The 20,123-nt window shown below is 69.2% G+C and carries 16 protein-coding genes, 1 other RNA gene and 1 pseudogene; 1 reads left to right on the top strand and 17 read right to left on the bottom strand.

The window, feature by feature from the left end:
• Positions 1 to 54: 54 nt before the first annotated feature.
• The 10 genes from KBI44_07465 to KBI44_07420 form a co-directional block, all read right to left on the bottom strand.
• Entirely contained in the window at positions 55 to 576 is a 522-nt protein-coding gene (locus KBI44_07465; GenBank protein ID MBP9144303.1) for a hypothetical protein, read from the bottom strand.
• Entirely contained in the window at positions 573 to 1,751 is a 1,179-nt protein-coding gene (locus KBI44_07460) for a glycosyltransferase family 4 protein (GenBank protein ID MBP9144302.1), read from the bottom strand. The genes KBI44_07465 and KBI44_07460 overlap by 4 nt, the downstream gene beginning before the upstream one ends.
• Positions 1,752 to 4,001 (bottom strand): ATP-dependent DNA helicase RecG, encoded by a 2,250-nt coding sequence (gene recG, locus KBI44_07455; protein MBP9144301.1) that lies wholly within the window; start codon positions 3,999 to 4,001, stop codon positions 1,752 to 1,754.
• Between the two features lie 555 nt (positions 4,002 to 4,556).
• A complete protein-coding gene (locus tag KBI44_07450; GenBank protein ID MBP9144300.1) occupies positions 4,557 to 5,372 on the bottom strand; it encodes a cyclic nucleotide-binding domain-containing protein in 816 nt (271 codons plus the stop codon).
• 15 nt (positions 5,373 to 5,387) lie between these two features.
• Complete coding sequence (locus tag KBI44_07445; GenBank protein MBP9144299.1) at positions 5,388 to 6,284, bottom strand: LD-carboxypeptidase; 897 nt, start codon at positions 6,282 to 6,284, stop codon at positions 5,388 to 5,390.
• A gap of 30 nt (positions 6,285 to 6,314) precedes the next feature.
• An RNA gene (gene rnpB, locus KBI44_07440) (RNase P RNA component class A) lies at positions 6,315 to 6,707 on the bottom strand.
• 48 nt (positions 6,708 to 6,755) lie between these two features.
• Positions 6,756 to 8,258, bottom strand: coding sequence for a DUF4388 domain-containing protein (locus KBI44_07435; GenBank protein ID MBP9144298.1), 1,503 nt, complete (start codon positions 8,256 to 8,258; stop codon positions 6,756 to 6,758).
• A gap of 11 nt (positions 8,259 to 8,269) precedes the next feature.
• Positions 8,270 to 10,150 (bottom strand): excinuclease ABC subunit UvrC, encoded by a 1,881-nt coding sequence (gene uvrC / locus KBI44_07430; protein ID MBP9144297.1) that lies wholly within the window; start codon positions 10,148 to 10,150, stop codon positions 8,270 to 8,272.
• Between the two features lie 36 nt (positions 10,151 to 10,186).
• Positions 10,187 to 12,178, bottom strand: coding sequence for an excinuclease ABC subunit UvrB (gene uvrB / locus KBI44_07425; protein ID MBP9144296.1), 1,992 nt, complete (start codon positions 12,176 to 12,178; stop codon positions 10,187 to 10,189).
• On the bottom strand, positions 12,175 to 12,720 hold the full coding sequence (locus KBI44_07420) for a hypothetical protein (GenBank protein ID MBP9144295.1): 546 nt from the start codon (positions 12,718 to 12,720) through the stop codon (positions 12,175 to 12,177). The genes uvrB and KBI44_07420 overlap by 4 nt, the downstream gene beginning before the upstream one ends.
• 31 nt (positions 12,721 to 12,751) lie before the next feature.
• Between KBI44_07420 and KBI44_07415 the strand changes: the two genes are divergently transcribed.
• Complete coding sequence (locus tag KBI44_07415) at positions 12,752 to 15,220, top strand: PBP1A family penicillin-binding protein (protein ID MBP9144294.1); 2,469 nt, start codon at positions 12,752 to 12,754, stop codon at positions 15,218 to 15,220.
• 7 nt (positions 15,221 to 15,227) lie between these two features.
• Here KBI44_07415 and KBI44_07410 read toward each other — a convergent pair whose 3' ends face one another.
• The 7 genes and pseudogenes from KBI44_07410 to KBI44_07380 form a co-directional block, all read right to left on the bottom strand.
• Positions 15,228 to 16,433 (bottom strand): class I SAM-dependent methyltransferase, encoded by a 1,206-nt coding sequence (locus KBI44_07410; protein MBP9144293.1) that lies wholly within the window; start codon positions 16,431 to 16,433, stop codon positions 15,228 to 15,230.
• A gap of 4 nt (positions 16,434 to 16,437) precedes the next feature.
• On the bottom strand, positions 16,438 to 16,884 hold the full coding sequence (gene rplI / locus KBI44_07405; protein MBP9144292.1) for a 50S ribosomal protein L9: 447 nt from the start codon (positions 16,882 to 16,884) through the stop codon (positions 16,438 to 16,440).
• Positions 16,885 to 16,893: 9 nt separating this feature from the next.
• A complete protein-coding gene (locus KBI44_07400) occupies positions 16,894 to 17,184 on the bottom strand; it encodes a 30S ribosomal protein S18 (GenBank protein MBP9144291.1) in 291 nt (96 codons plus the stop codon).
• Between the two features lie 2 nt (positions 17,185 to 17,186).
• Positions 17,187 to 17,720 (bottom strand): 30S ribosomal protein S6, encoded by a 534-nt coding sequence (rpsF, locus tag KBI44_07395; GenBank protein ID MBP9144290.1) that lies wholly within the window; start codon positions 17,718 to 17,720, stop codon positions 17,187 to 17,189.
• A 115-nt stretch (positions 17,721 to 17,835) separates the two neighbouring features.
• Positions 17,836 to 18,447 (bottom strand): annotated as a pseudogene (locus tag KBI44_07390) (aminoacyl-tRNA hydrolase).
• 5 nt (positions 18,448 to 18,452) lie between these two features.
• Complete coding sequence (locus KBI44_07385) at positions 18,453 to 19,124, bottom strand: 50S ribosomal protein L25 (protein MBP9144289.1); 672 nt, start codon at positions 19,122 to 19,124, stop codon at positions 18,453 to 18,455.
• Positions 19,125 to 19,143: 19 nt separating this feature from the next.
• Positions 19,144 to 20,112, bottom strand: a complete 969-nt coding sequence (locus KBI44_07380; GenBank protein MBP9144288.1) for a ribose-phosphate pyrophosphokinase — start codon at positions 20,110 to 20,112, stop codon at positions 19,144 to 19,146.
• Positions 20,113 to 20,123 lie beyond the last annotated feature (11 nt).

Below are 20,123 nucleotides of genomic sequence, written 5' to 3'. Positions count from 1 at the left end.
ACGGATCAGGACGAACGGCCGGCAGTATAGCAGCTGGTCCAGACGCCGAGGCGCTCAGGAGGCTTCGCCGACGGCACTCCCGCCCCTGCCGCCGCTCCTGGCGGAGGTGTCGGGTACCGGCACCGCCGTCATCGCCGCCATCTCTTCGGCGTCGGCGAGCAGGGCGCGGCGCTCGAGCACGAGGGCGGCGATCTGGAGCGCGATCCCCAGGCAGCCGGCGAGGGCGTGCGGCAGCGGGCTGGCGCGGCGCGCCAGGATCGCCCCGGCGAGAGCGAACGACCCGGCCAGCCCGGCGACCGCGACGACCGCCGTCACCACTGCGAGGCGACGCAGGCGGGCGGCACGCTCCCCCGGTACGCAACCACGGGTGCGCCTCGCGCGAGCGGCGAGGGTCAGGTAGGCGACCGTCCAGAAGCGCGGCAGGATGCAGAAGCAGGCGGCCGCCAGGGCGAGCGTGCTGTGCTGCGCCAGCGCCGGGGCTTCGTCGCGGACGACGAAGCCCTGCGCCCAGACGACCGTCAGGAGCGCGACGCCCACCCATCCGAGCCCCTGCATGATTCTCGCGAAGCGGTTCATTGCCCTCTCCGTTCCGCGACGGCGGCACCGACGATCGACTCCCAGCTTTCGGCGATCACCTCTGGACGATACCGCTCCTCGAGTCTGCGGCGTCCACTCGCGCCGCGACGACGGGCCCCCTCCGGGTCGGCGAGCAGCTCGCCGAGCGCCCGGGCGAGCGCCGCCGGGTCCTCGGGCGGCACCAGCCAGCCGGTCTCCGGGTCGAGGACGACCTCCGGGATGCCGCTCACGCGGCTCGCGACGACCGGCACCCCGGCGACCATCGACTCGAGGACGACCAGGGGCATCCCCTCGTAGATCGAGGGCACGACCAGCGCCGCGGAGCGCTCGAGCAGCCAGCGGATCTCGCCCGGGCCCCGGCGGCCGAGAAAGTCGACCTGGTCGCGGACCGCGAAACGCACCGCGGCGCGCTCGATCGCCTGCCGGTGCTCCCCCTCGCCGACGATGCGGAGACGCGGCATCCGCCCGTCGCCCTTGAGGAGCGCGAGGGCGCGCAACAGCACCTCGACCCCTTTGCGGATGCGCAGGCGCCCCACGAAGAGCAGGCCGGGCTCGCGGTCCTGGGCGATCTCCGGAATCGCCTGCGGCGCGGCCGGAATGCCGCCCGAGGCGTTGGGGAGAACCGCCGTGTCGTGGGCGCCGTAGTCGCGCGCGAGCTCCGCGGCGGTGGTCGCGCTCGGCGCGAGGATGAGGTCCGCGGCGCGCGCCGTGCGGCGCCCGAAAAAAATGTGGAGCGGCGCCTTGAAACGCCGGAAGCGCAGCTCCGTCGCCTCCGGCACGCCGAGGACTTCGGCGCCGTCGCGCAACGGACGCACGGCGCGCCGTTCCTCGACGTAACTCACCTGCAGCAGGGCGACGAGCAGGGGGCGGACCTTCCGCAGACCGAGCCAGAAACCGAGCAGGCCGCCGTCGGACTCGTGAAGCTGCACGACATCGGGCCGGAAGTCGCGGATCCGGCGCAGGGCCGGGAGGACGATCGTCAACGGGAAGAGGACCTTCGGTCCGCGGGCGCCGTCGCCGCCGCGCCCCAGCACCTCGACCTCGTGGCCGCGCGCCCGGAGGCCTGCAGCGAGCTGCAGCACCTGCTCGCCCACACCGGAGAGGTCGTGTGGCGGCAGCGTGTTGGCGACCAGCAGGACGCGCAGGGGTCGCGGTGACCCGGGTGAGGGTGCCATTCAGCCTCCCGCCAGCTGGTCGCCCAGCCGGGCCGCGCGCGCCTCCACCCGGGCGCGCAGTCGCCCATACTCGGGGGCATCGAAGCGCGCCACGATTTCGCGGGCGTCCTGGCGGGCGCGCTCGATCCAGGCGAGGTGGGTCGCGAGGTCGGCGACGCGGAAGCGCGGCAGCCCGGCCTGGCGCGTCCCGAGGAGGTCGCCGGGGCCGCGGATCTGGAGGTCGGCCTCGGCGATGGCGAAGCCGTCACGGGTCGAGGCGAAGACGTCGAGCCGCTTCGTCCCCTCTTCGGAGAGCCGGCCGTGGAGCGCCAGGCAATGCGACGCCCCGCTCCCCCGCCCGACCCGGCCGCGCAGCTGGTGGAGCTGGGCGAGGCCGAAGCGCTCGGCGCTCTCGACGATCATCCAGGTGGCGTTGGGCACGTCGACGCCGACCTCGATGACGGTCGTCGCGACCAGCACCTTGATCTTCCCGGCGGCGAACTCCTGCATGATCCTCTCGCGCTCCACCGCCGGGATCTTTCCATGCAGGACGGCGCTCGGAAAGTCGGCCAGGTACTCCCTCACCTTCGCGCCGAGCGCCGCGAGAGAGGCCGCAGGGATCTCCTCACTCTCTTCGATCAGCGGGAAGACGACGTACCCTTGAGCCCCCGCGGCGAGCTCGGCGCGCAGGCGGCGGTAGACCTCCTTGCGCTCGCCACCGGGAAGGACCTCGGTGAGGAGCGTTCCGCGGCCGGGCGGCATCTCGTCGATCTGCGAGACGTCGAGGTCGCCGTACAGGGTCAGCGTGAGGGTGCGCGGAATGGGCGTCGCCGTCATCACGAGAATGTCGGGCTGGTCGCCCTTCGACTGCAGGACCTTCCGCTGCTCGACGCCGAAGCGATGCTGCTCGTCGATGATCGCGAGGCCGAGACGGTGAAAAGAGATACCGCGCTGGATGAGCGCGTGGGTGCCGACGGCGATCTGGACCGAGCCATCGGCGAGGGCGCGCTTCACCGCCGCCGTCGAACCGGAGGCGCTCACCAGCTCGATTCGGCAGCGCCCGCCCAGCAAACGCCGCAGGTTGCCGAAATGCTGCTCGGCGAGGAGCTCGGTCGGCGCCATGAAGGCCGCCTGCAGACCGCTCTCGGAGGCGAGCAGCAGGCAGATCGCCGCGACGATGGTCTTCCCGCTGCCGACGTCGCCCTGCAACAGCCGCAGCATCGCCTGCGGACGCTTGAGATCGTCGACGATCTCCTTCACCACCCGCTTCTGCGCCCCGGTGAGCGCGAACGGCAGCATGGCCCGCGCCGCGCCGCGTACCGCGTCGTCGACGCGGTAGCGATGCCGCTTCTCGATCGCGGCCTCGCCCGCCCGCCGCCGCGCCAGCTGGAGCTGAAACTCGAGCAGCTCGCCATAAGCGAGCCGCGAGTGCGCCCCACTCTCTCCGCGGTTCAGCGCCTCGACATCGGTGTTCGCCGGCGGCCGATGCAACTGCCGCAGCGCCACCGGCAGCGAAGGCAGCGCGTAGCGCTTCAGCAGTTCCGGCGGCAGCAGATCGAGCGCGGCGCTGGCAGGGTGGGCGGCGGCGACATGGGAAGCGCCGGCCGCGGCGCCGGCATTGTTTGAAGCGTGGGCGGCGTCGGGCTTGGAAGCGACCACGACGGCGTCGAGCGCCGGCAGCGCCTGCGCGAGAAGACGCGCGAAGAGCCCGGAAGGGAGACCCGCGACCTTCGAGTAGATCGGGACGATCCGCCCGGCACGATCGGTCTGCTCCGGATCGACCGCCTCGCAGGTCGGGTTGGTCATCTCCCAGAGCCCCCAGTCGGCCCCCTTCACCGCCCCGTGGAGGAGCCACGTGGCGCCGGGAACTTGCTGGAGGCGCGTGAGAAGGTACGGCTGGTTGAACCACGAGACCGGAATCGCCCCCGAGTCGTCCACCAGCCGCCCGCGCACGATGACCATCCCCCGCCGCCGCGTCCGGATCGCCCGCAGATCCTCGAGCCGACCCGCCACCGTCCAAGCCCCCGGCCCCTGGATCTCCTTCACCCGCGCCACCCGCCGCCGGTCCTCATACCGCAACGGCACCGTCAGCAGCAGATCCTCCACCGTCGAGAGCCCCGCCCCCGCCAGCTTCTCCGCCCGCCCCGGCCCCACCCCCTTGAGAAACCGCAGCGGCGTGTCCAGGCGGATGGGTACAGCGGAAGCGGAGGCTCGCGGGGTTGAGTTTTCGGCCGTCACGCTGCACGCGAGCTTAACGCGATCGCGCTTCATTCCTCTGCGTGCTCTCTTCTTCCGGTGCGCTCGGGGTCCTGTCCGGTCCGTCTCACTGCGACTCAAGTTTTGCTTCGGTGGTAGGGCACTCCGGCACTCGGGATCTAGAGCGGGCTCCTATTTGAGGCGTGGTCGCCCACTCTAGATCCCGAGCGCCAGAGCGCCCCAGGCGGAACAGCAGCAAGGACAAAAGAGGATTGTCCCCATCTACCCCGTCTCACCGCGACGCGAGGGCGCTCGGGATCCAAGGTGGGCGACCACGCTTCAAATAGGAGCCCGCCTTGGATCCCGAGTGCCGGAGCAGCGCGACCACGGGCGAGGCGGAAGAGGTACGCCGGGGACACGTATCCGCCCTGCGGCGATCGCAGGTCGGGACAGCCTTCGCTTGGGGCAGCTACATGTCCCCAGCTGCGGGGAGCACCTTCGCTGGAGCAGCTACATGTCCCCAGCTGGCGGAAGAGGTACGCCGGGGACACGCATCCGCCCTGTAGCGATCGCAGGTCGGGGCAGCCTTCGCTTGAGGCAGCTACATGTCCCCAGCTGCGGGGTGCTGTGCTACTCGGCTTTGAACTTGAGGTTGACGAGGCCGCAGCGGACTTCGTCGTCGAATTTGATTTCGGTGGGGACGCCGGTTTCGAGGCGGGTGCCGTTGACGAAGGTGCCGTTCATGGTGCCGATCTCTTCGGCGATGAAGAACTTGCCTTCGCGGCGGTAGATCTTGGCGTGGCGGCGGCTGATCGAGCGCTGGGTGTCGGCGGGGGTGAGGTCGATGTCGGGGTCGATGCCGGTCACCGGGTCGCGGCGGCCGATCATCGTCTCGGCCCCCTTGGCGAGCGCGAACTCCATCCCCGACTTGTCGTGCACGAGGCGCTGCGGACCGACGCCGGGCGCGGTTTCGGTGCTGCCCGGAAGGCGCAATGCGCCCGAGCCCACGGTCGGCGTCGGCTGTTCCAGCGCGGCGACGGCCGCCGGCGAGTCGCGCAGCAGATGGTCGGTGTCGCGCAGGCGGCGCGACAGCTTGCGCATCATCCGCACCGCGATCTCCGGATTCGTGCGCAGCATCTGGTCGAACGTGGCGCCGTTGATGAGCAGCAGCTTCACGGCGGTGAGGGCCCGCGCCGCAGCGGTCCGCGGGAGATCTTCGAGAATCGCCATCTCGCCGAAGAAGTCGCCCTTCTCGAGCACCGCGAGCTGGCGCTGCTCGCCCTGGATGCTCTTCAGGATCTCGATCTTGCCCTCGTGAATGATGTACATCTCCATCCCGAGATCGCCTTCGCTGAAGATGAACTCGGCGGCCTCGAACTCCACGGTGTAGTTCGGCAGGTTCGGCTTCTTGCTCGTGGTCTTGAAGACCGGCTTGCTGGTCGCCATGGCGGATCTCGCTCTCTAGCCCTGAGGGTGGTCGATGACGAGCAGCGAGCTGTCCGCGTCGATCCGGGCGGAGCACCCGAGCGGCAGCGTGAAGTTTGGTGCGGTATGCCCGGCGGACAGGCCGAAAGCGACCGTCCGATCGCCCGCGCGATCGCGGATCAGGTCGGCCGTGGCCTCGTCGAGAGGGGAAAAAGTGGAGGTTCCGAAAACCATGGCGCGAACCGCGGCCAGACTACCGGACAGGTCCAACTGGGTCAACATCCGATCGACCCGGTAGAGCGGTTCGCCGACGTCCTCGACGAACAGCACGGCGTCGCCAAAGGGCGTGGCGAACGGGGTGCCGGCGACACCGGCGAGAAGGCTGAGGCAACCGCCGAGGAGAGGACCCTCGGCCGGATCCGACCCGGCGATCACCCGTCCGAGCGCGAGCTCCTGCCGGGGATCGCCGGCGAGCGCCGTCAGCAGGCTGGCGCTCTCTTCGTCGGCGAGGCCGCGGGCCATCTCCGCCGCAACCATCGGGCCGTGGAAGGCGACCCAGCCGAGACGCTCGACGACGTTCAGCAGGAAGGGCGTCAGATCCGAGTAGCCGACGTAGGCGCGCGGCGTCGCCGCGAGCCGATCCCAGTCGAGGAGCGGCAGGACGCGCATCAGGCCGTGGCCGCCGCGGGCGAAGAAAATCGCGGAGAGCGAGGGATCGTCGGCGAGCTCGTGGAACGCCGCAGCGCGCAGGGCGTCGTCGCCGGCGAAGAGTCCCGCACGGCGGTCGAGGTTGCGCGCCGGCACCGGCTCGAAACCGAGCCGCGCGAGCTCGGCGATGCCGTTCGTCAGCCGGACGGGGTCGACCGGACCGGAGAGCGCCGCGATGCCGACGCGATCGCCGGGACGGACGGCTGGGGGGAGAACCGGGGCCATGGCGGAGATGGGCGGGAGTGGGCGGAAAAGGGGTCGAAGAGCCCGATAAGCCGAGTTCTGTGCCGTCATCTCGCGATGCCGGTCACGGTCATTCCTCTGGGACCGGCGTTGCCGCCGGCCTCGAGCAACCTACCCGGGGAAGTCGTCCCGGCGAACCGGAACGGGCGGGACGGGCGGCCCGCACTGCCATCCCCCTATTTGGTCTTGCTCCGCATGGGGTTTGCCTTGCCCCGGACCGTCGCCGGCCGGGCGGTGCGCTCTTACCGCGCCGTTTCACCCTTACCTCGCCCGAAGGCGGGGCGGTCTGTTTTCTGTTGCACTTTCCGTCGCATCACTGCGCCTCGCCGTTGGCGAGCATGCCACCCGTTGGAGTCCGGACTTTCCTCTCCACGCGAACGTGGAGCGACCGCGCCGGGCTCTTCGACCGGATTCAAGATACCACCCGGACTCGCTCCTCTGCCAGCGACGGCGCTACTCGTCGCGACGACGGAAGATGCGGCTGAAGAGGCCGCCTTCCGCGTCCGACGGCGCGGGTTTGGGTTGGCTCAGGTTCCTGAGCTTGGCCTGCGCCATGACGTGCCCCGGGTTCGATCGCGTCGCGGCCGTGAACTGCCCGCGCGCCCGCTCCGTGTCGCCCAGCAGCTCGTAGACCTCGCCCAACACGAAGCGCACCTCGGCGTTCTGCGGCTCGATCTCCAGCGCCGCCCGGCAGGAGTCGGCGGCGCGCTGCAGCCACTTCGGGTTCCGCAGCTCCACCCGCGCCAGCGCGAGAAGGTAGTCGGGCCGCCGGTCGAGCGAGACCGCGAGCTGCAGGAGCTCGACGGCGTAGTGGAAATCGCCGCGCGCCACCTGGGCCTGCGCCTGCTCGAAGTAGTTGCGGGCCAGATCCTTCGACTCGACCTCGCGCTCGGCGCCGGTGACCCGCGCCGTCGACAGATCGATCGCCTGACTCTGGTTGTAGAGCCGGCGGCGCTCGGGATCGGAGAGCGCGAGGTAGGCCTGCGTGGCGCGGTCGAAGAGCATCGCGAGCATCGGCTTCAAGCCGGTCAGGCCGAACGCCGCCTCGTTGGACGGGTGAACCAGACGAGCCAGCGCTTCGTAGCGCGTCTGTACCTGATCGGCCGAGGCTGCCGGATCGACTTCCAGCAGCTCGTAGAAGTTCATCGCGCCGATGCGCGCGAAGAGCTCCGCCACGCGCGTCCGGAACTCCACCTGGGTGAGCTGGAGCGGCTCCTCCCTGAGGTTGCGCTCGAACCGGGTCGAGAAGCTCTGCAGCAGCGCCGCGTCCTGCACCGGAGCCGCGCTGGCGGGATCGGCTCGCCCGAGGACACGGATCTTGCGGACCGCGAGCAGCTGGGCCAGGAGGCGATGCGTGCCCTCGCGGTCGAGGGGACTCTCCCCGACGATCTCGCCCAGGGTCATCGGCTGACGCAGGCGCTCGAGCAGGAACTGCTCTTCGGGGCCGAGACCGAGCTGATCCTTCGGCTCGGGAGGCAGATCGCGCTCGGAAACGGCGGCCAACGCCGCGCGATCTCCACCCAGCATCGAAAGCAGCTGCGCCGGCGTCGCCCCGATCGTCGAGCCGACCATCAGCAGCCGGCGGGTCGGCAGCGGCCCGACCAGCTCCACCGTGAGCAGTCCAGGGTCGTCGACGAAGCGATAGTGGCCGGTGCGCCATTCGCCTATCACCCGCGCCATGCGCTCGACCAACTCCAGGAATCGCCGCCTGGACTCGGCGGCTGCGGCGGCCTGGGTCGGGTCGGAGAGCGCGCTCACCAGCTCGCCCAACCGCCGTGCGAGAGGATGCGTGCCGGCGAGATAGAGGCTGCCGTCACGCAGGAAGAGCCGGCGCTTGTGCTCGCCGCCGTCGACCTCGAGAATGCCGGTGGCGTGGCGGAAGTGGAACTCCCGGAGCACATCGAGGATCGGCTTGTCCTTCAGATCCCCCATCCTTCCGCCCGTCGGCCCTTGCATGGCTGGAGAGTCTAGTCGATCCTGCGCGAGTCGGCATCGGCATCGGCCGCGTCGGCGGCTGGCAGCGCCGGAGCTGCGGCGGGGGCGCCGGCTGCGAGCGCGGCGACCTCGGTCAGGTGCCGGTGGACGGCACCGCCGAGAGCGCGGCCGAGCACCGCCTCGAGCTCCGGGAGAGGCGCCGCGCTCAGTCTCTCCCAGGTGCCATAGCGATGCGCGAGGAGCCTTCGTCGCACCGGACCGACGCCAGGAATCTCCTCCAGGCGGCTGCGCAGGGAGCCGGTCGTGCGTTGGCGCCGGTGCTTCGAGATGGCGAAACGGTGAGCCTCGTCGCGCAGCATCTGCAGCAGACGCAGGCCTTCGTCGCGGCGAGGCAACCGGAGCGGTTCCGGCGCCCCGGGCAGGTAGAGCTCCTCCTCGCGTTTGGCGATCGAGACCAGCGGCAGGTCCTCGAGCTGGAGGCCGGCGAGCGCGGCGGCGGCGGCCCCGAGCTGTCCGCGGCCGCCGTCGATCAGCACCAGGTCGGGAAAGACGCCGGACTCCTCGCGCAGCCGGCGGTAGCGGCGCTCGACCGCCTCGCCGATCGAGCGGAAGTCGTCCTGGCCGACGAAGCTGCGGATGTTGAAGCTGCGGTACTCCCCCTTGCGGATGCGGCCGTCCCGCCAGACCACCATCGAGGCGATCACGGCCGTGCCCTGGAGGTTCGAGATGTCGAAGCCTTCGATCCACCGAGGCGGCTTGGCGAGGCCGAGGTGCCGGGCCAGAGCGCGCGGCGCGGCGTCGCGCGACGGATCGAGGCGATAGCGCCGGCGGAAGGCGAACTCGGCGTCCTTGGCCGCGATCCGCAGCCGTTCCGCCTTCGGGCCGCGCTCGGGATGGCGCAGGTAGACGCGCTCGCCCTTGCGCTCCGACATCCAGTCGGCGAGCGCCTCTTCGCCGTCCACTTCGAAAGGCAGATGGAGCTCCTTGGGCAGAAAGGTCGTGAGGTCGTAGATCTGGGGCAGGAGCTCCGACAGCAACTGCGGCGGGCTGGCGGCGCTCTCGCCCTCCCAGAAGACCTCCCGCCGGTCGAGCACCTGTCCGGAGCGCATGACGAGGATCGAAACCGCCGCCTGGTTGCCGTGTACCGCGACGCCGAACAGGTCGATGTCCTCCTCGTGCACCGACGAGAGCGGCGAACGGCTCGACTGGCGCTCGATCTCCGCCAGGAGGTCGCGCAGCCGCGCGGCACGCTCGAACTCGAGGTTCTCGGCGGCGGCTTCCATCTGCGTCCGCAGGCTCTTGCAGAGCGGCGCCGTCTTGCCGCCGAGAAAGAGCCGCGCGCCCTCGACGGCCTCGGCGTACTCGGCGCTCGAGGTCAGGCCGGCGACACAGGGGCCCAGGCAGCGCTTCATGTCGTGATAGAGACACGGGCGCGGCAGGCCGCCGTCGATCTCGATCGAGCAGACGCGCACGCCGAAGAGTTTCTGAACCAGCTTCAGGGCCCGTCGGGCCAGGCCGCCGGGCAGGTAGGGACCGAAGTACTCGGCGCCGTCCTGGCGGATCCGGCGGGTGAAGACCAGCCGGGGCCAGGGTTCCCGGGTCAGCTTGAGGTAGGGGTAGGTCTTGTCGTCCCGGAGGAGGACGTTGTAGCGCGGCCGGTGGCGCTTGATCCAGTTGTTCTCGAGCATCAGCGCGGCGGCCTCGGTCGCCGTTGCCACGCACTCGACCGAAACCGCGAGCTCGATCATCGCCGCCAGCCGGGGCTCGAGATCCCGCCCGAGGTAGGCGGGCACCCGCTTGCGCAGAGACTTCGCCTTGCCGACGTAGAGCGCCTCGCCGGCGAGGTTGCGGAAGACGTAGATACCGGGGGTGTCCGGAAGCGCCTCGATCTGCCGGCGAAGATCGTCGTGCATCAGACCGTCGGCACCGGGAGCGGCCTCGTCAGCGTCTCATCCGACATAGATCTGCTGCTCGCGAAGCTCCTTCAGGCGGTCGCGCAACTGCGCCGCTTCCTCGAACTCGAGGCGCTTGGCCGCCGCCTTCATCTCCTTCTCCACTCTGGCGATGCGCTGCGCGAGCGGCACTTCGGGACCGTCGGCCACCTCGAGCAGCCGGGAGCTCAGGCCGGCCGAGTAGTCGAGGTTGCTCATCGCCACCAGCGGGCTGTGGATGTCCTTGAGGATCGTCCGCGGCTCGATGCCGTGCTCGCGGTTGTAGGTCTCCTGTCGAACCCGGCGGCGGCCGGTCTCCGCGACCGTGCGGCGGATGGAGTTCGTTTCGACGTCCGCGTAGAGAACGACCTTGCCGTTGAGGTTGCGCGCCGCGCGCCCGGAGGTCTGAATGAGCGCCGTCTCGCTGCGCAGGAACCCCTCCTTGTCGGCGTCGAGGATCGCGACCAGCGACACCTCCGGCAGGTCGAGCCCCTCACGCAGCAGGTTGATCCCGATCAGAACGTCGAACTCGCCGCGGCGCAGCGAGGTGATGATGGCCGAGCGTTCGAGCGTCTCGACGTCGCTGTGCAGGTAACGCACCCGGACGCCGCACTCCATGAGGTACTGCGTGAGCTCCTCCGCCATCTTCTTGGTGAGGGTCGTCACCAGAGTCCGCTCGCCGCGCGCGCTGACCTCGCGGATGCGCTCGAGCAGGTCGTCCACCTGCCCCTTCGCCGGCCGGATCTCGATCTCGGGGTCGAGGAGGCCGGTCGGCCGGATGAGCTGTTCCGCCACCACGCCGCCGACCCGCGCCAGCTCCCACGGCGCTGGCGTGGCCGAAACGTAGATCCGCTGCCCGATCCGGGCGTCGAACTCCTCGAAGGTCAACGGCCGGTTGTCGAGCGCCGAGGGCAGACGGAAACCGAAATCCACCAGCGTTTGCTTGCGCGAGCGGTCGCCGTGGAACATGCCGCGCACCTGCGGCAGGGTCTGGTGGCTCTCGTCGGCGATCAGCAGGAAATCCTGCGGGAAGTAGTCGAGGAGCGTCGGTGGCGCCTCTCCGGCCTGGCGCCCCGAGAGATGCCGGGAGTAGTTCTCGATGCCGTGGCAGTAGCCCGTCTCCTTGAGCATCTCGAGATCGAACCGCGTGCGCTGCTCGAGACGCTGGCGCTCGAGGAGCTTGCCTTCCGCTTCGAGCTCGTCGAGGCGCGCCCGGAGCTCGCGCTGGATCGAGCCGATGGCGCGCTCGAGGTTCTCCTTCGGCGTCACGTAGTGGGTGCGCGGGAAGACGGCGACCCGGTCGAGCAGCTCGATCGCCTCGCCGCGCAGCGGGTCGAAGCGCGTGATGCGCTCGATCTCGTCGCCGAAGTACTCGATGCGCAGGGCGTTGTCCTCGTACGCCGGCAGCACTTCGAGAATGTCGCCGCGGACCCGGAAACTGCCGTGAAAGAGGTCGAGCGAGGTGCGCTGGTACTGCATGGCGACCAGGCGGGCGAGCGCCCGGTCCATGCCGGTCGCGCTCCCCTTTTCGAAGAACTCCAGCATCCCGAAGAACGACTCCGGCGAGCCCAGGCCGTAGATGCAGGACACCGACGCGACGAGCAGCACGTCCCGGCGCTCGAACAGCGCCTTGGTGGCGCGCAGACGCAGGCGGTCGATCTCCTCGTTGATGTTGGTTTCCTTCTCGATATAGGTGTCCGACTGCGGAACGTAGGCCTCTGGCTGGTAGTAGTCGTAGTAGGAGACGAAGTACTCGACGGCGTTGTGCGGGAAGAAACTCCGGAACTCCTGGAAGAGCTGGGCGGCGAGGGTCTTGTTGTGCGACAGCACGAGCGTCGGCCGGTTCACGCGCTCGACGACCTTGGCGATCGAGAACGTCTTGCCGGAGCCGGTGACCCCGAGCAGGACCTGCTCCTTCTCGCCGCGCTCGAGGCCGAGGGCGAGCTGTTCGATCGCCGCCGGCTGATCGCCCTGGGGAGAGAACGGGGAGACGAGCTCGAAGCGATTCAAGGAGCCGGAGGCTTCGTCGCCTCGCCGGGCGCCGTCGCGCCGCCCGGCGGGTCGGAAGGCGCGGCCGCCGGGGCCACCGGCTCCCCTGCGGGAACGCCTGCCGGGGCGGGGGTGCCCACCCGATTGAACTTGTCCAGCGCCCCGATCAGACCGGCGAGCTCCTCGCGAGTCAGGTTTCGGGTCGAAGCGGCCGAGGCCGCAGCGGTGAGCTTCTTCTGCAGCTCCTGCAGCGACGCCGGCTCGAGCTCACCGCTGCGCATGCGGGTGAGGGCGGCGTCGAAGGCGGTCTCGAGGCGCTGGCGCTCGGTCTCCGGAGCGTCCTCGGGAAGATGCGTCATCACTTCCGTCCGCAGCTGGTTGATGGCGTAGGCGAGGACGTCCTTGGCCTTGACGACGAAGACCACCGCGGCGATCCCGAGGAGCAGCGCCAGGACACCGCATCCGACCAGCAGGGGCCTCTGGCAACCGCCGCCGCCGGCGATCTTCTCGGGGGCGAACGGTTTCGCGTGAGGCTCCGGCAGGGGTGGCAGGGAATCGTTCATCGCTCGGTCCTCCATCGCAGCGAAGACTATAATGACCGACGTGAGTTCTTCGTCGGTACCGCCTGACGAGCCGTCCCTCGTGCGGGCGGTGGCCCCGTCGCCTGTTGCGACCCGCAAGCCCCGCCGCAAGCGCCGCTATCTCCTGCAGTTCCTCGCCACCGCTGCCTGCGGCGTCGCCGCCGGCGTGGGCTTCGCCGCGGCGATCCATGTTCCCCAGGTGGACTCGATCGCCAGCTTCAGTCCGAAGCTGGTCACCCAGATCCACGACCGCGCCGGCACCGTCGCCTTCGCCTCCTACGCCCGCGAACGGCGACTGATGCTCGACCAGGGGGAGATCCCACCCCTGCTGCGCGACGCCATTCTCGCGGCCGAGGACGGCAACTTCTTCCGCCACGGCGGCATCGACGCGCTCGGCATCCTGCGCTCGATCGCGGTGAACCTGCGCCGTGGCCGCCACGCCCAGGGGGCCTCCACGATCACCATGCAGCTCGCCCGGAAGCTCTTCCTCACCGACGAGAAGAGCTGGCGGCGCAAGGTCTCCGAGGCCTTTCTCGCTGTCGAGCTCGAGAAGCAGCTCTCCAAACAACAGATCCTCACGATGTACTGCAACGTGGTCTTCCTGGGCCACGCCAACTACGGCATGGAGAGCGCCGCCCGCGCCTATTTCGGCCACGGTGTCGGAGAGCTGACCTTGCCGCAGGCCGCCACGCTCGCCGGCATCGTGCAGCGGCCGAGCCAGTTCAGCCCGTTCCGGCACCCGGACCGAGTGGTGGCGCGCCGCAACTACGTGCTCAACCGGATGCTCGCCGAGAGGTTCATCTCAGAGGCCGACCATCGCCAGGCCGTCGCGAGCCCGCTCGCCGTCGTGCGGTCGCCCCGCCCGGCCGACGTCGGACCGTTCTTCGCCGAGGAGGTCCGCAAGCACCTCGAGAAGACCTACGGCGTCGACCGGCTCTACCACGAAGGTCTGCAGGTCCAGACGACGCTCGACCTGGCCATCCAGGCGGCAGCCGAGCAGGCGCTCCGCACGGGTCTGCTGCGCCTGGACCACCGGCGCGGCTATCGCGGTCCGATCCTGCGCGCCCAGCGGCTCGACCTCGAGGGCGACGCCATCGAGAGCGCCGCCGGGAGGAACCCGATGCCCGACTCCTGGGTTCCGGGGCTGGTCCTCGAGACCGGCCCGCTCGAGGCCCGGGTCCGGACCCCGGAGGGAGCGATCGCGGTGAGAACACCCGGGATCGCCTGGACGGGGCGCCGGGCGCCGTCCGAGATCCTGAAAGTCGGCGATCTCGCCTGGTTCCGGGAGGCCGAGGAGCCGAAGAAGCCCGGCGAACCCTACTGGCGGCTGGAACAGGAGCCCGAGGTGGAGGGCGCCGTCCTGGTCCTCGAGTCGGCCACGGGCGCCGTGCGCGCCATGGTCGGCGGCTGGGACTTCCGCCGCAGCCGCTTCAACCGCGCTACCCAGGCCCTGCGCCAGGTCGGTTCGTCGTTCAAGCCGTTCGTCTTCGGCGCCGCGCTCGAAAACGGATTCACTGCCGCGGATACCCTGTTCGACGCCCCCGCGCTCTTCCCCGGCGCCGACGGCCTGCCGACCTACAGCCCGCGGAACTACTATCGCCGTTACTACGGCCTGCTGACCCTGCGCCGCGCACTCGAGCTTTCCGTCAACGTGACTTCCGTCAAGCTCATGGACCTCGTCGGCGCGCAGAGGGCCATCGACTTCGCGCGCCGCTGCGGCATCACGACGCCACTCCCCCCCTATCCCAGCCTCGCCCTCGGCTCGGCCGATCTGGTGCCGATGGAGGTCGCCGCCGCCTACGCCACCTTCGCCAACCAGGGAGTCCTGGTGAAGCCCTATCTGGTGGAGCGGGTGCTCTCCGGCAGCGGCGGCACCCTCGAACGGCACGAAGCCGAAGCGGTCAAGGCGGTCGAGCCGGCGACGGCGTTCGTCCTGACTTCGATGCTCCAGGGGGTGATCGATCGCGGCACCGGCGCCCGGCTCGCCGACCTGCCGCTCGACATCGCCGGCAAGACGGGGACCACCAACGACTACACCGACGCGTGGTTCGTCGGCTACACGCCGCGTTTCACCATCCTGGTCTGGGTCGGGTACGACCAGAAGCGTTCCCTCGGCAAGAAGATGACCGGCGCCGAAGCCGCGCTGCCGATCTGGCGTGAGATCGCGGAAAGCGGTCTGCGCGACGGCTGGCTGATGGAGGGCGAGCAGTTCGTCGCGCCGCCCGGCGTCGAGTTCCGCAGCGTCGAATACCGCACCGGGCTCGCCGCGACGCCGGCCGCCGAGCGGACGATCCAGGAAGCCTTCATCGCCGGCACCGGCCCCGATCGACTCTACGAGGCGCGCTGGGGACGGATTCTGGATCTGCCCTGGGCGCAGCAGCGTCCGTTCTACTCCGCCAAGGAGCGCGAGCGCATGCCCGATGGGCTGACGGCGGAGAACTTCCCCACCGAGACCGCCGAGGACGACACCGCGGAGAACTAGTCGAGGTTCAGACCGGCTTGCTGGCGATGATCGCGTAGTCCTGGCAGCCGAAGAGCAGATCGTCGACCTTGTCGCGCAGCAGGTTGATCTCGAAGGCGAGGGCACGCTGCTCGGCGGCGACGGTGTCGACGCGGATCTCGGGCAGGCGCTCGACCTCCGGGAACGGACGCAGGTCGATGCGCTCGACCGGATCGAAACCGGCCAACTCGAGACTCAGCTTGAGACTCTCCGGGTGCACCGGCCGCTTGTGGGTGGGATCGAGCCAGAAGTTGCGCGCCGCCACCACCAGGGAGAGCGGATTGGGCGTCTCGAGGATCAGCACGCCCCCGGGCCGCAGCGCCCTCCAGGCGAGCCGCACGAGGCGGTCGAGCACTTCGGGTGGCAGGTGTTCGATGACGTGGAACGAGACGATGCCGCCGAACCGTCCCGCGGGGACCCCGGCCAGATACTCCAGCAGGTCGCCCTCCTCGGCGTCGAGACCCTTGCGGCGGCACTCGGCGACCATCGAGGCCGACAGATCGACGCCGCGGGCGGCGATCCCGCTGCCGCGCAGCACCGCGAGGGCCTCGCCCCGCCCGCACCCGAGATCGAGCACTTCGTCGCGACCCGCGAGGTTCGGCAGGAAGCGCGAGATGCGCTCGCCGATCTCCTCCTCGGTGCCGCGGTAACGCCGCTCCAGCTCGACGTAGACGTGCTCCTCCTGCGCCTTGACGACGGCCGGCAGGCCGCCCTTCTCGGCGATCGCCAGGGCTGCACCCAGGCGGCCCCAGATCGTGCGCGTCTCGCTGCGGAGGAAATCGAGCTTCTGGTCGACGCGCGCGAAGAGCGCGTCGTTGTGCTGCATGATCTCGTTCAGGCCTTCACGGTAGACCGCATCCAGGTGGTTGATACGGTGCTCGTGGACCTCGGTGACCTGCTTGCGGATGTCTTCGCCGCGTTGCAGGTACTCGAGCAGGACGAGATTGAAGACCCGCTGGCGGTCCCAGAGGTCGCGCTGCGGGGCCTGCACCAGAGGGCGCGCCACCCGCTTGAGGAAGACGACGAACCGGCCCAGAAAACCGCGATGGCTGCGAATCGGAAACGACTCGTCTCCGGCCCACAGCCATCGCCAGTCTTCGATGCTTCTCGTGGGGTCGCCGAGAAATCTCTCGATCGACGGCCGGGAAGCGCCCGCACCAGGTTGGGCCTCGCGATGCGGCTCGCTTCCCTTCACGCAACTAGTCTGCGGCGGCGACGGCTACGGCCAGCTCCGCCACGACGTCGGCATGCAACTCGATGCGGACGACATGGTCGCCGACCGACTTGATGCCACCGACCAGGTCGACCTGCCGGCGATCGACCTCGATGCCCTTCTCGTGCAGGGCCGTGACGATGTCGGCGACCGAGACCGAGCCGTACAGCGTGCCGGTCTCCATGGCCCTCTTCTTCAGCTCGAGCTTGACGGCCGTGATCTCTGCGGCTGCTGCGTTGGCGATCTCGAGGGCGGCATCGTGGCGCGCGTCGATCTTCTTCTTCTCGTGCTCGAAGCGCTTGATGTTGCCCGGCGAAGCCAGAAGGGCCAGCCCCTGCGGCAACAGGAAGTTGCGTGCGAATCCGGGCTTGACTTCGACCACCTGCCCGCGCCGGCCGCGGTGACGCAAATCGCTCATCAGGATGACTTTCATCTCCGGCTCCTAGTCGGTCGTGTAGGGAATCAGCGCCAGATGGCGTGCGCGCTTGATGGCCGCCTGCACCATTCGCTGGTGCCGGGCGCTGTTGCCGGAGATCCGACGCGGCAGGATCTTGGCGCGCTCGAGAATGTACTGCTGGAGGAGCTTCACGTCCTTGTAGTCGATGTACTCGATGTGCTCGACAGTGAAGCGGCAGACCTTCTTGCGGCGGAAGAACGTCTTCTTCTTCGCCGCCGGCTTGCCCTTGCCCGGGCCCTTCTTGCCACCACGCGGACCTGACTTGAACGGTTGCATGCTCAGGCCTCCTCGGTGCCGGGAACAGGTTCAGCGGCTGCGACCACTTCGGGGGCGACGACAACGGCTCCCTCAGCGACACCAGCCGCTGCGGCCTCGGGGACCTCGGGAGCGGCAGCCGCCTCCGCGGTCGCGGCGGCGGCTGCTGCCGCTGCAGCGACTGCCGGATCGACGTCGTAGTACCCACCCGTGCGCGGCGGAGCCTCGCCGGGCTTCGCCCGTCCGGCTGCGCGCTTCAAATCCTCGTCGGTTCGCACCGTGAGGTAGCGCAGGATCTTGTCGTTCTGGTTGAGTCGCATCTCCACTTCCTTGAGGAGACCGGCCTTCGCCGGCTCGATCTGGACGAAAAGGAAGAGGTAGCGACCTTCGGTGAGCTTGCGGATCGGATAGGCGAGCTTCCGCCGGCCCCAGCTCTCTTCGCGGAGAACTTCTCCGCCTCGGCTGGTGATGAGCTGCTTCAACTCCGTGGAGAGCGCCGTCACATCGTCGTCCGAGAGTCTCGGATCGGCGACCAGCGCCAGTTCATACGTTCTCACTCTAGCCCTCCCTATGGCCGTGAGGTCCCGCGCAATGTGCGGAACAGGAAGGAACAGCGACTCGGTACACCCTCGTCACCGGCGGGTTGGTGTCCACCCGCGGGGATCTGAGATTCTATTCGCTTCGGGCGCCTTCCGGCAAGTCGGGGGCCGGCGGCTCGGGCGCGTTCGCCAGGTTCATCGCGGCCTCGATGCCCTCCGCCAGCCAGGCTGTCGCCGCTCGCGAAGCACGCTCGACCATCGCTGTCACCGCCGGCTCCTCGTCGGCGAGAAACTCGGCCAGGACGAAATCCGCCAGACCTCTTTCTCCCAGGCCTTGAGGCGGCGCGCCGACGCCGAGCCGCAGCCGCGGCACCGCCTCGGTCTGCAGCGATTCGATGATCGATTCGAGACCGCGGTGGCCGGCGGCGCTGCCACCGGCGCGCAACCGAAGCTTGCCGAGCGGAAGATGCACGTCGTCGTACACCACGAGAACGGCGCCGGGCGCGAGATCGAGACTCTCGCAGAGACAGCGAACGGCGCTGCCGCTGCGGTTCATGTAGGTGCGCGGCTGGCAGAACAGCCAATCCCCAAGCGAACCGACCACGGAGCCGCACTCTTCGCGGAAACCGGCGACCGCGTGCAGAAACGCCAGCCGCTCGACGACCTGGAAGCCGACGTTGTGCCGGGTCCGGACATAGGATTCCCCCGGGTTTCCGAGGCCGACGACGAGGCGGCGCGATTCGACGGGAGTTACGACCCCTTCTCCTTCTCCTTCTCCTTCTCTTCGTCCTTCTTGCCCTTCGCGATGACCTCGGGCTCGACGGCGCCCTCGGCGCCGGCGACGGCGGCGGCTTCCACCTTGGCATGGGCGACGGAGAGGATCACGCGGTCGGCATCCTCGATGACCTTCACCCCTTCCGGCAGGGCGAGGTCCTTGACTTCGAGATGCTGGCCGACCCGCACTTCGGAGACGTCGACCTTGATCTCCTGCGGGATCGCTGTCGGGAGGCATTCGACTTCGACTTCGCGGGTCACGAAGTCGAGCAGGCCGCCCTCGGTGCGAACACCGTAGGCGATGCCCTCGAGCGTGACGTGCACGCGCACACGAATCCGCTTCGCCATGTCGATGCGCATGAAATCGACGTGCTCGACCTGGCGGGTGATCGGATGCACCTGCATGTCCTTGATCATCGCGTGCCGGCTCTGCCCGGTATCGGCGAGCTTCAGCTGGAAGATCCGGTTCTCGCTGCCGCCGGACTTGAACAGGTCGATCAGGGTCTTGCGCGGCACCCGGATGGCGATCGGTTCCTTGCCTCCGCCGTAAACGACAGCCGGAATCATCGCCTCACGACGCAGGCGGCGGTTGGCAGACTTGCCGGTCTCTTCCCGGCGGAGCACTTCGATGGTGAGGTCCTGGGTCATTGTCTTGTTCCCTTCTCGTCTAGACGAACAGCGAGCTGACCGAGCTGTTCTCGTGGATTCTGCGAATGGCTTCGCCCAGCAGCGGCGCGACCGATAGTGAACGGAGCTTCGAGCTCTTCTGGAGCTTCTCCCCGACCGGAGTCGTGTTGGTGATCAGCACCTGCTCGAGAGGCGACTGTTCGATGCGCTGCAGGGCGGGCCCGGAGAGAACGCCGTGGACACCGGCGGCCAGGATGCGCTGCGCGCCCTGGGCGGCGAGCGCTTCGACCGTCTTGGAGAGCGTCCCCGCCGTATCGATGATGTCGTCGAGAATGAGTACATGGCGGCCCTCGACGTCACCGATGATGTGCATGACTTCGGCGACATTCGGCGCCGTTCGCCGCTTGTCGATGATCGCGAGGCCTGCCGAGAGCCGCTTGGCGATGGCGCGCGCGCGTTCCACGCCTCCGGCGTCGGGCGAGACGATGACGAGCTCCGGAATCTCCAGCGCGCGAATCGCTTCGAGCAGCACCGGCGCGGCGAACAGATGGTCCACGGGGACGTCGAAGAAGCCCTGGATCTGCGGCGCGTGGAGATCCATGCAGAGTACGCGGTCGGCCCCCGCGCGGGAGATGAGATCGGCCACGAGCTTGGCCGTGATCGGCACCCGCGGCTGGTCCTTCTTGTCCTGCCGGGCATAACCGTAGTACGGCAGCACGGCGGTGACGCGCGACGCCGATGAGCGCTTGAAGGCGTCGAGCAGGATCAGCAGCTCCATCAGGTTCTCGTTCACCGGCGAGCAGGTGGGCTGGATGATGAAGACGTCCGAGCCGCGCACGTTCTCGTCGATCTGGCAGAAGGTCTCGCCGTCCGAGAAGTTGTAGGCGGACGAGTTGCCCGGCGAGACTCCGAGGTAGTCACAGATCTCCTGCGTCAGCGCAGGGTGGGCGCGTCCGCTGAAAATCTTGAGGCCGCCGTAGTGGTCGCCGTCTCTCTTCGGTGTTCTCATTGAGGATGGGG

The organism is Thermoanaerobaculia bacterium, assembly GCA_018057705.1.
Classification (GTDB): Bacteria; Acidobacteriota; Thermoanaerobaculia; order Multivoradales; family JAGPDF01; genus JAGPDF01.
Note: the sequence above shows the minus strand (reverse complement) of the source record. Positions and strands in the feature narration are given on the sequence as shown.

Bases quoted from the DNA above. Each gene is read 5' to 3' on its own strand.
- recG (MBP9144301.1), bottom strand. From the start codon at position 4,001: ATGAAGCGCGATCGCGTTAAGCTCGCGTGCAGCGTGACGGCCGAAAAC.
- KBI44_07415 (MBP9144294.1), top strand. From the start codon at position 12,752: ATGACCGACGTGAGTTCTTCGTCGGTACCGCCTGACGAGCCGTCCCTC.
- KBI44_07385 (MBP9144289.1), bottom strand. From the start codon at position 19,124: ATGACCCAGGACCTCACCATCGAAGTGCTCCGCCGGGAAGAGACCGGC.
- uvrC (MBP9144297.1), bottom strand. From the start codon at position 10,150: ATGCACGACGATCTTCGCCGGCAGATCGAGGCGCTTCCGGACACCCCC.
- KBI44_07420 (MBP9144295.1), bottom strand. From the start codon at position 12,720: ATGAACGATTCCCTGCCACCCCTGCCGGAGCCTCACGCGAAACCGTTC.
- KBI44_07465 (MBP9144303.1), bottom strand. From the start codon at position 576: ATGAACCGCTTCGCGAGAATCATGCAGGGGCTCGGATGGGTGGGCGTC.
- KBI44_07460 (MBP9144302.1), bottom strand. From the start codon at position 1,751: ATGGCACCCTCACCCGGGTCACCGCGACCCCTGCGCGTCCTGCTGGTC.
- KBI44_07450 (MBP9144300.1), bottom strand. From the start codon at position 5,372: ATGGCGACCAGCAAGCCGGTCTTCAAGACCACGAGCAAGAAGCCGAAC.
- KBI44_07400 (MBP9144291.1), bottom strand. From the start codon at position 17,184: ATGCAACCGTTCAAGTCAGGTCCGCGTGGTGGCAAGAAGGGCCCGGGC.
- KBI44_07435 (MBP9144298.1), bottom strand. From the start codon at position 8,258: ATGCAAGGGCCGACGGGCGGAAGGATGGGGGATCTGAAGGACAAGCCG.
- KBI44_07445 (MBP9144299.1), bottom strand. From the start codon at position 6,284: ATGGCCCCGGTTCTCCCCCCAGCCGTCCGTCCCGGCGATCGCGTCGGC.
- KBI44_07380 (MBP9144288.1), bottom strand. From the start codon at position 20,112: ATGAGAACACCGAAGAGAGACGGCGACCACTACGGCGGCCTCAAGATT.
- rplI (MBP9144292.1), bottom strand. From the start codon at position 16,884: ATGAAAGTCATCCTGATGAGCGATTTGCGTCACCGCGGCCGGCGCGGG.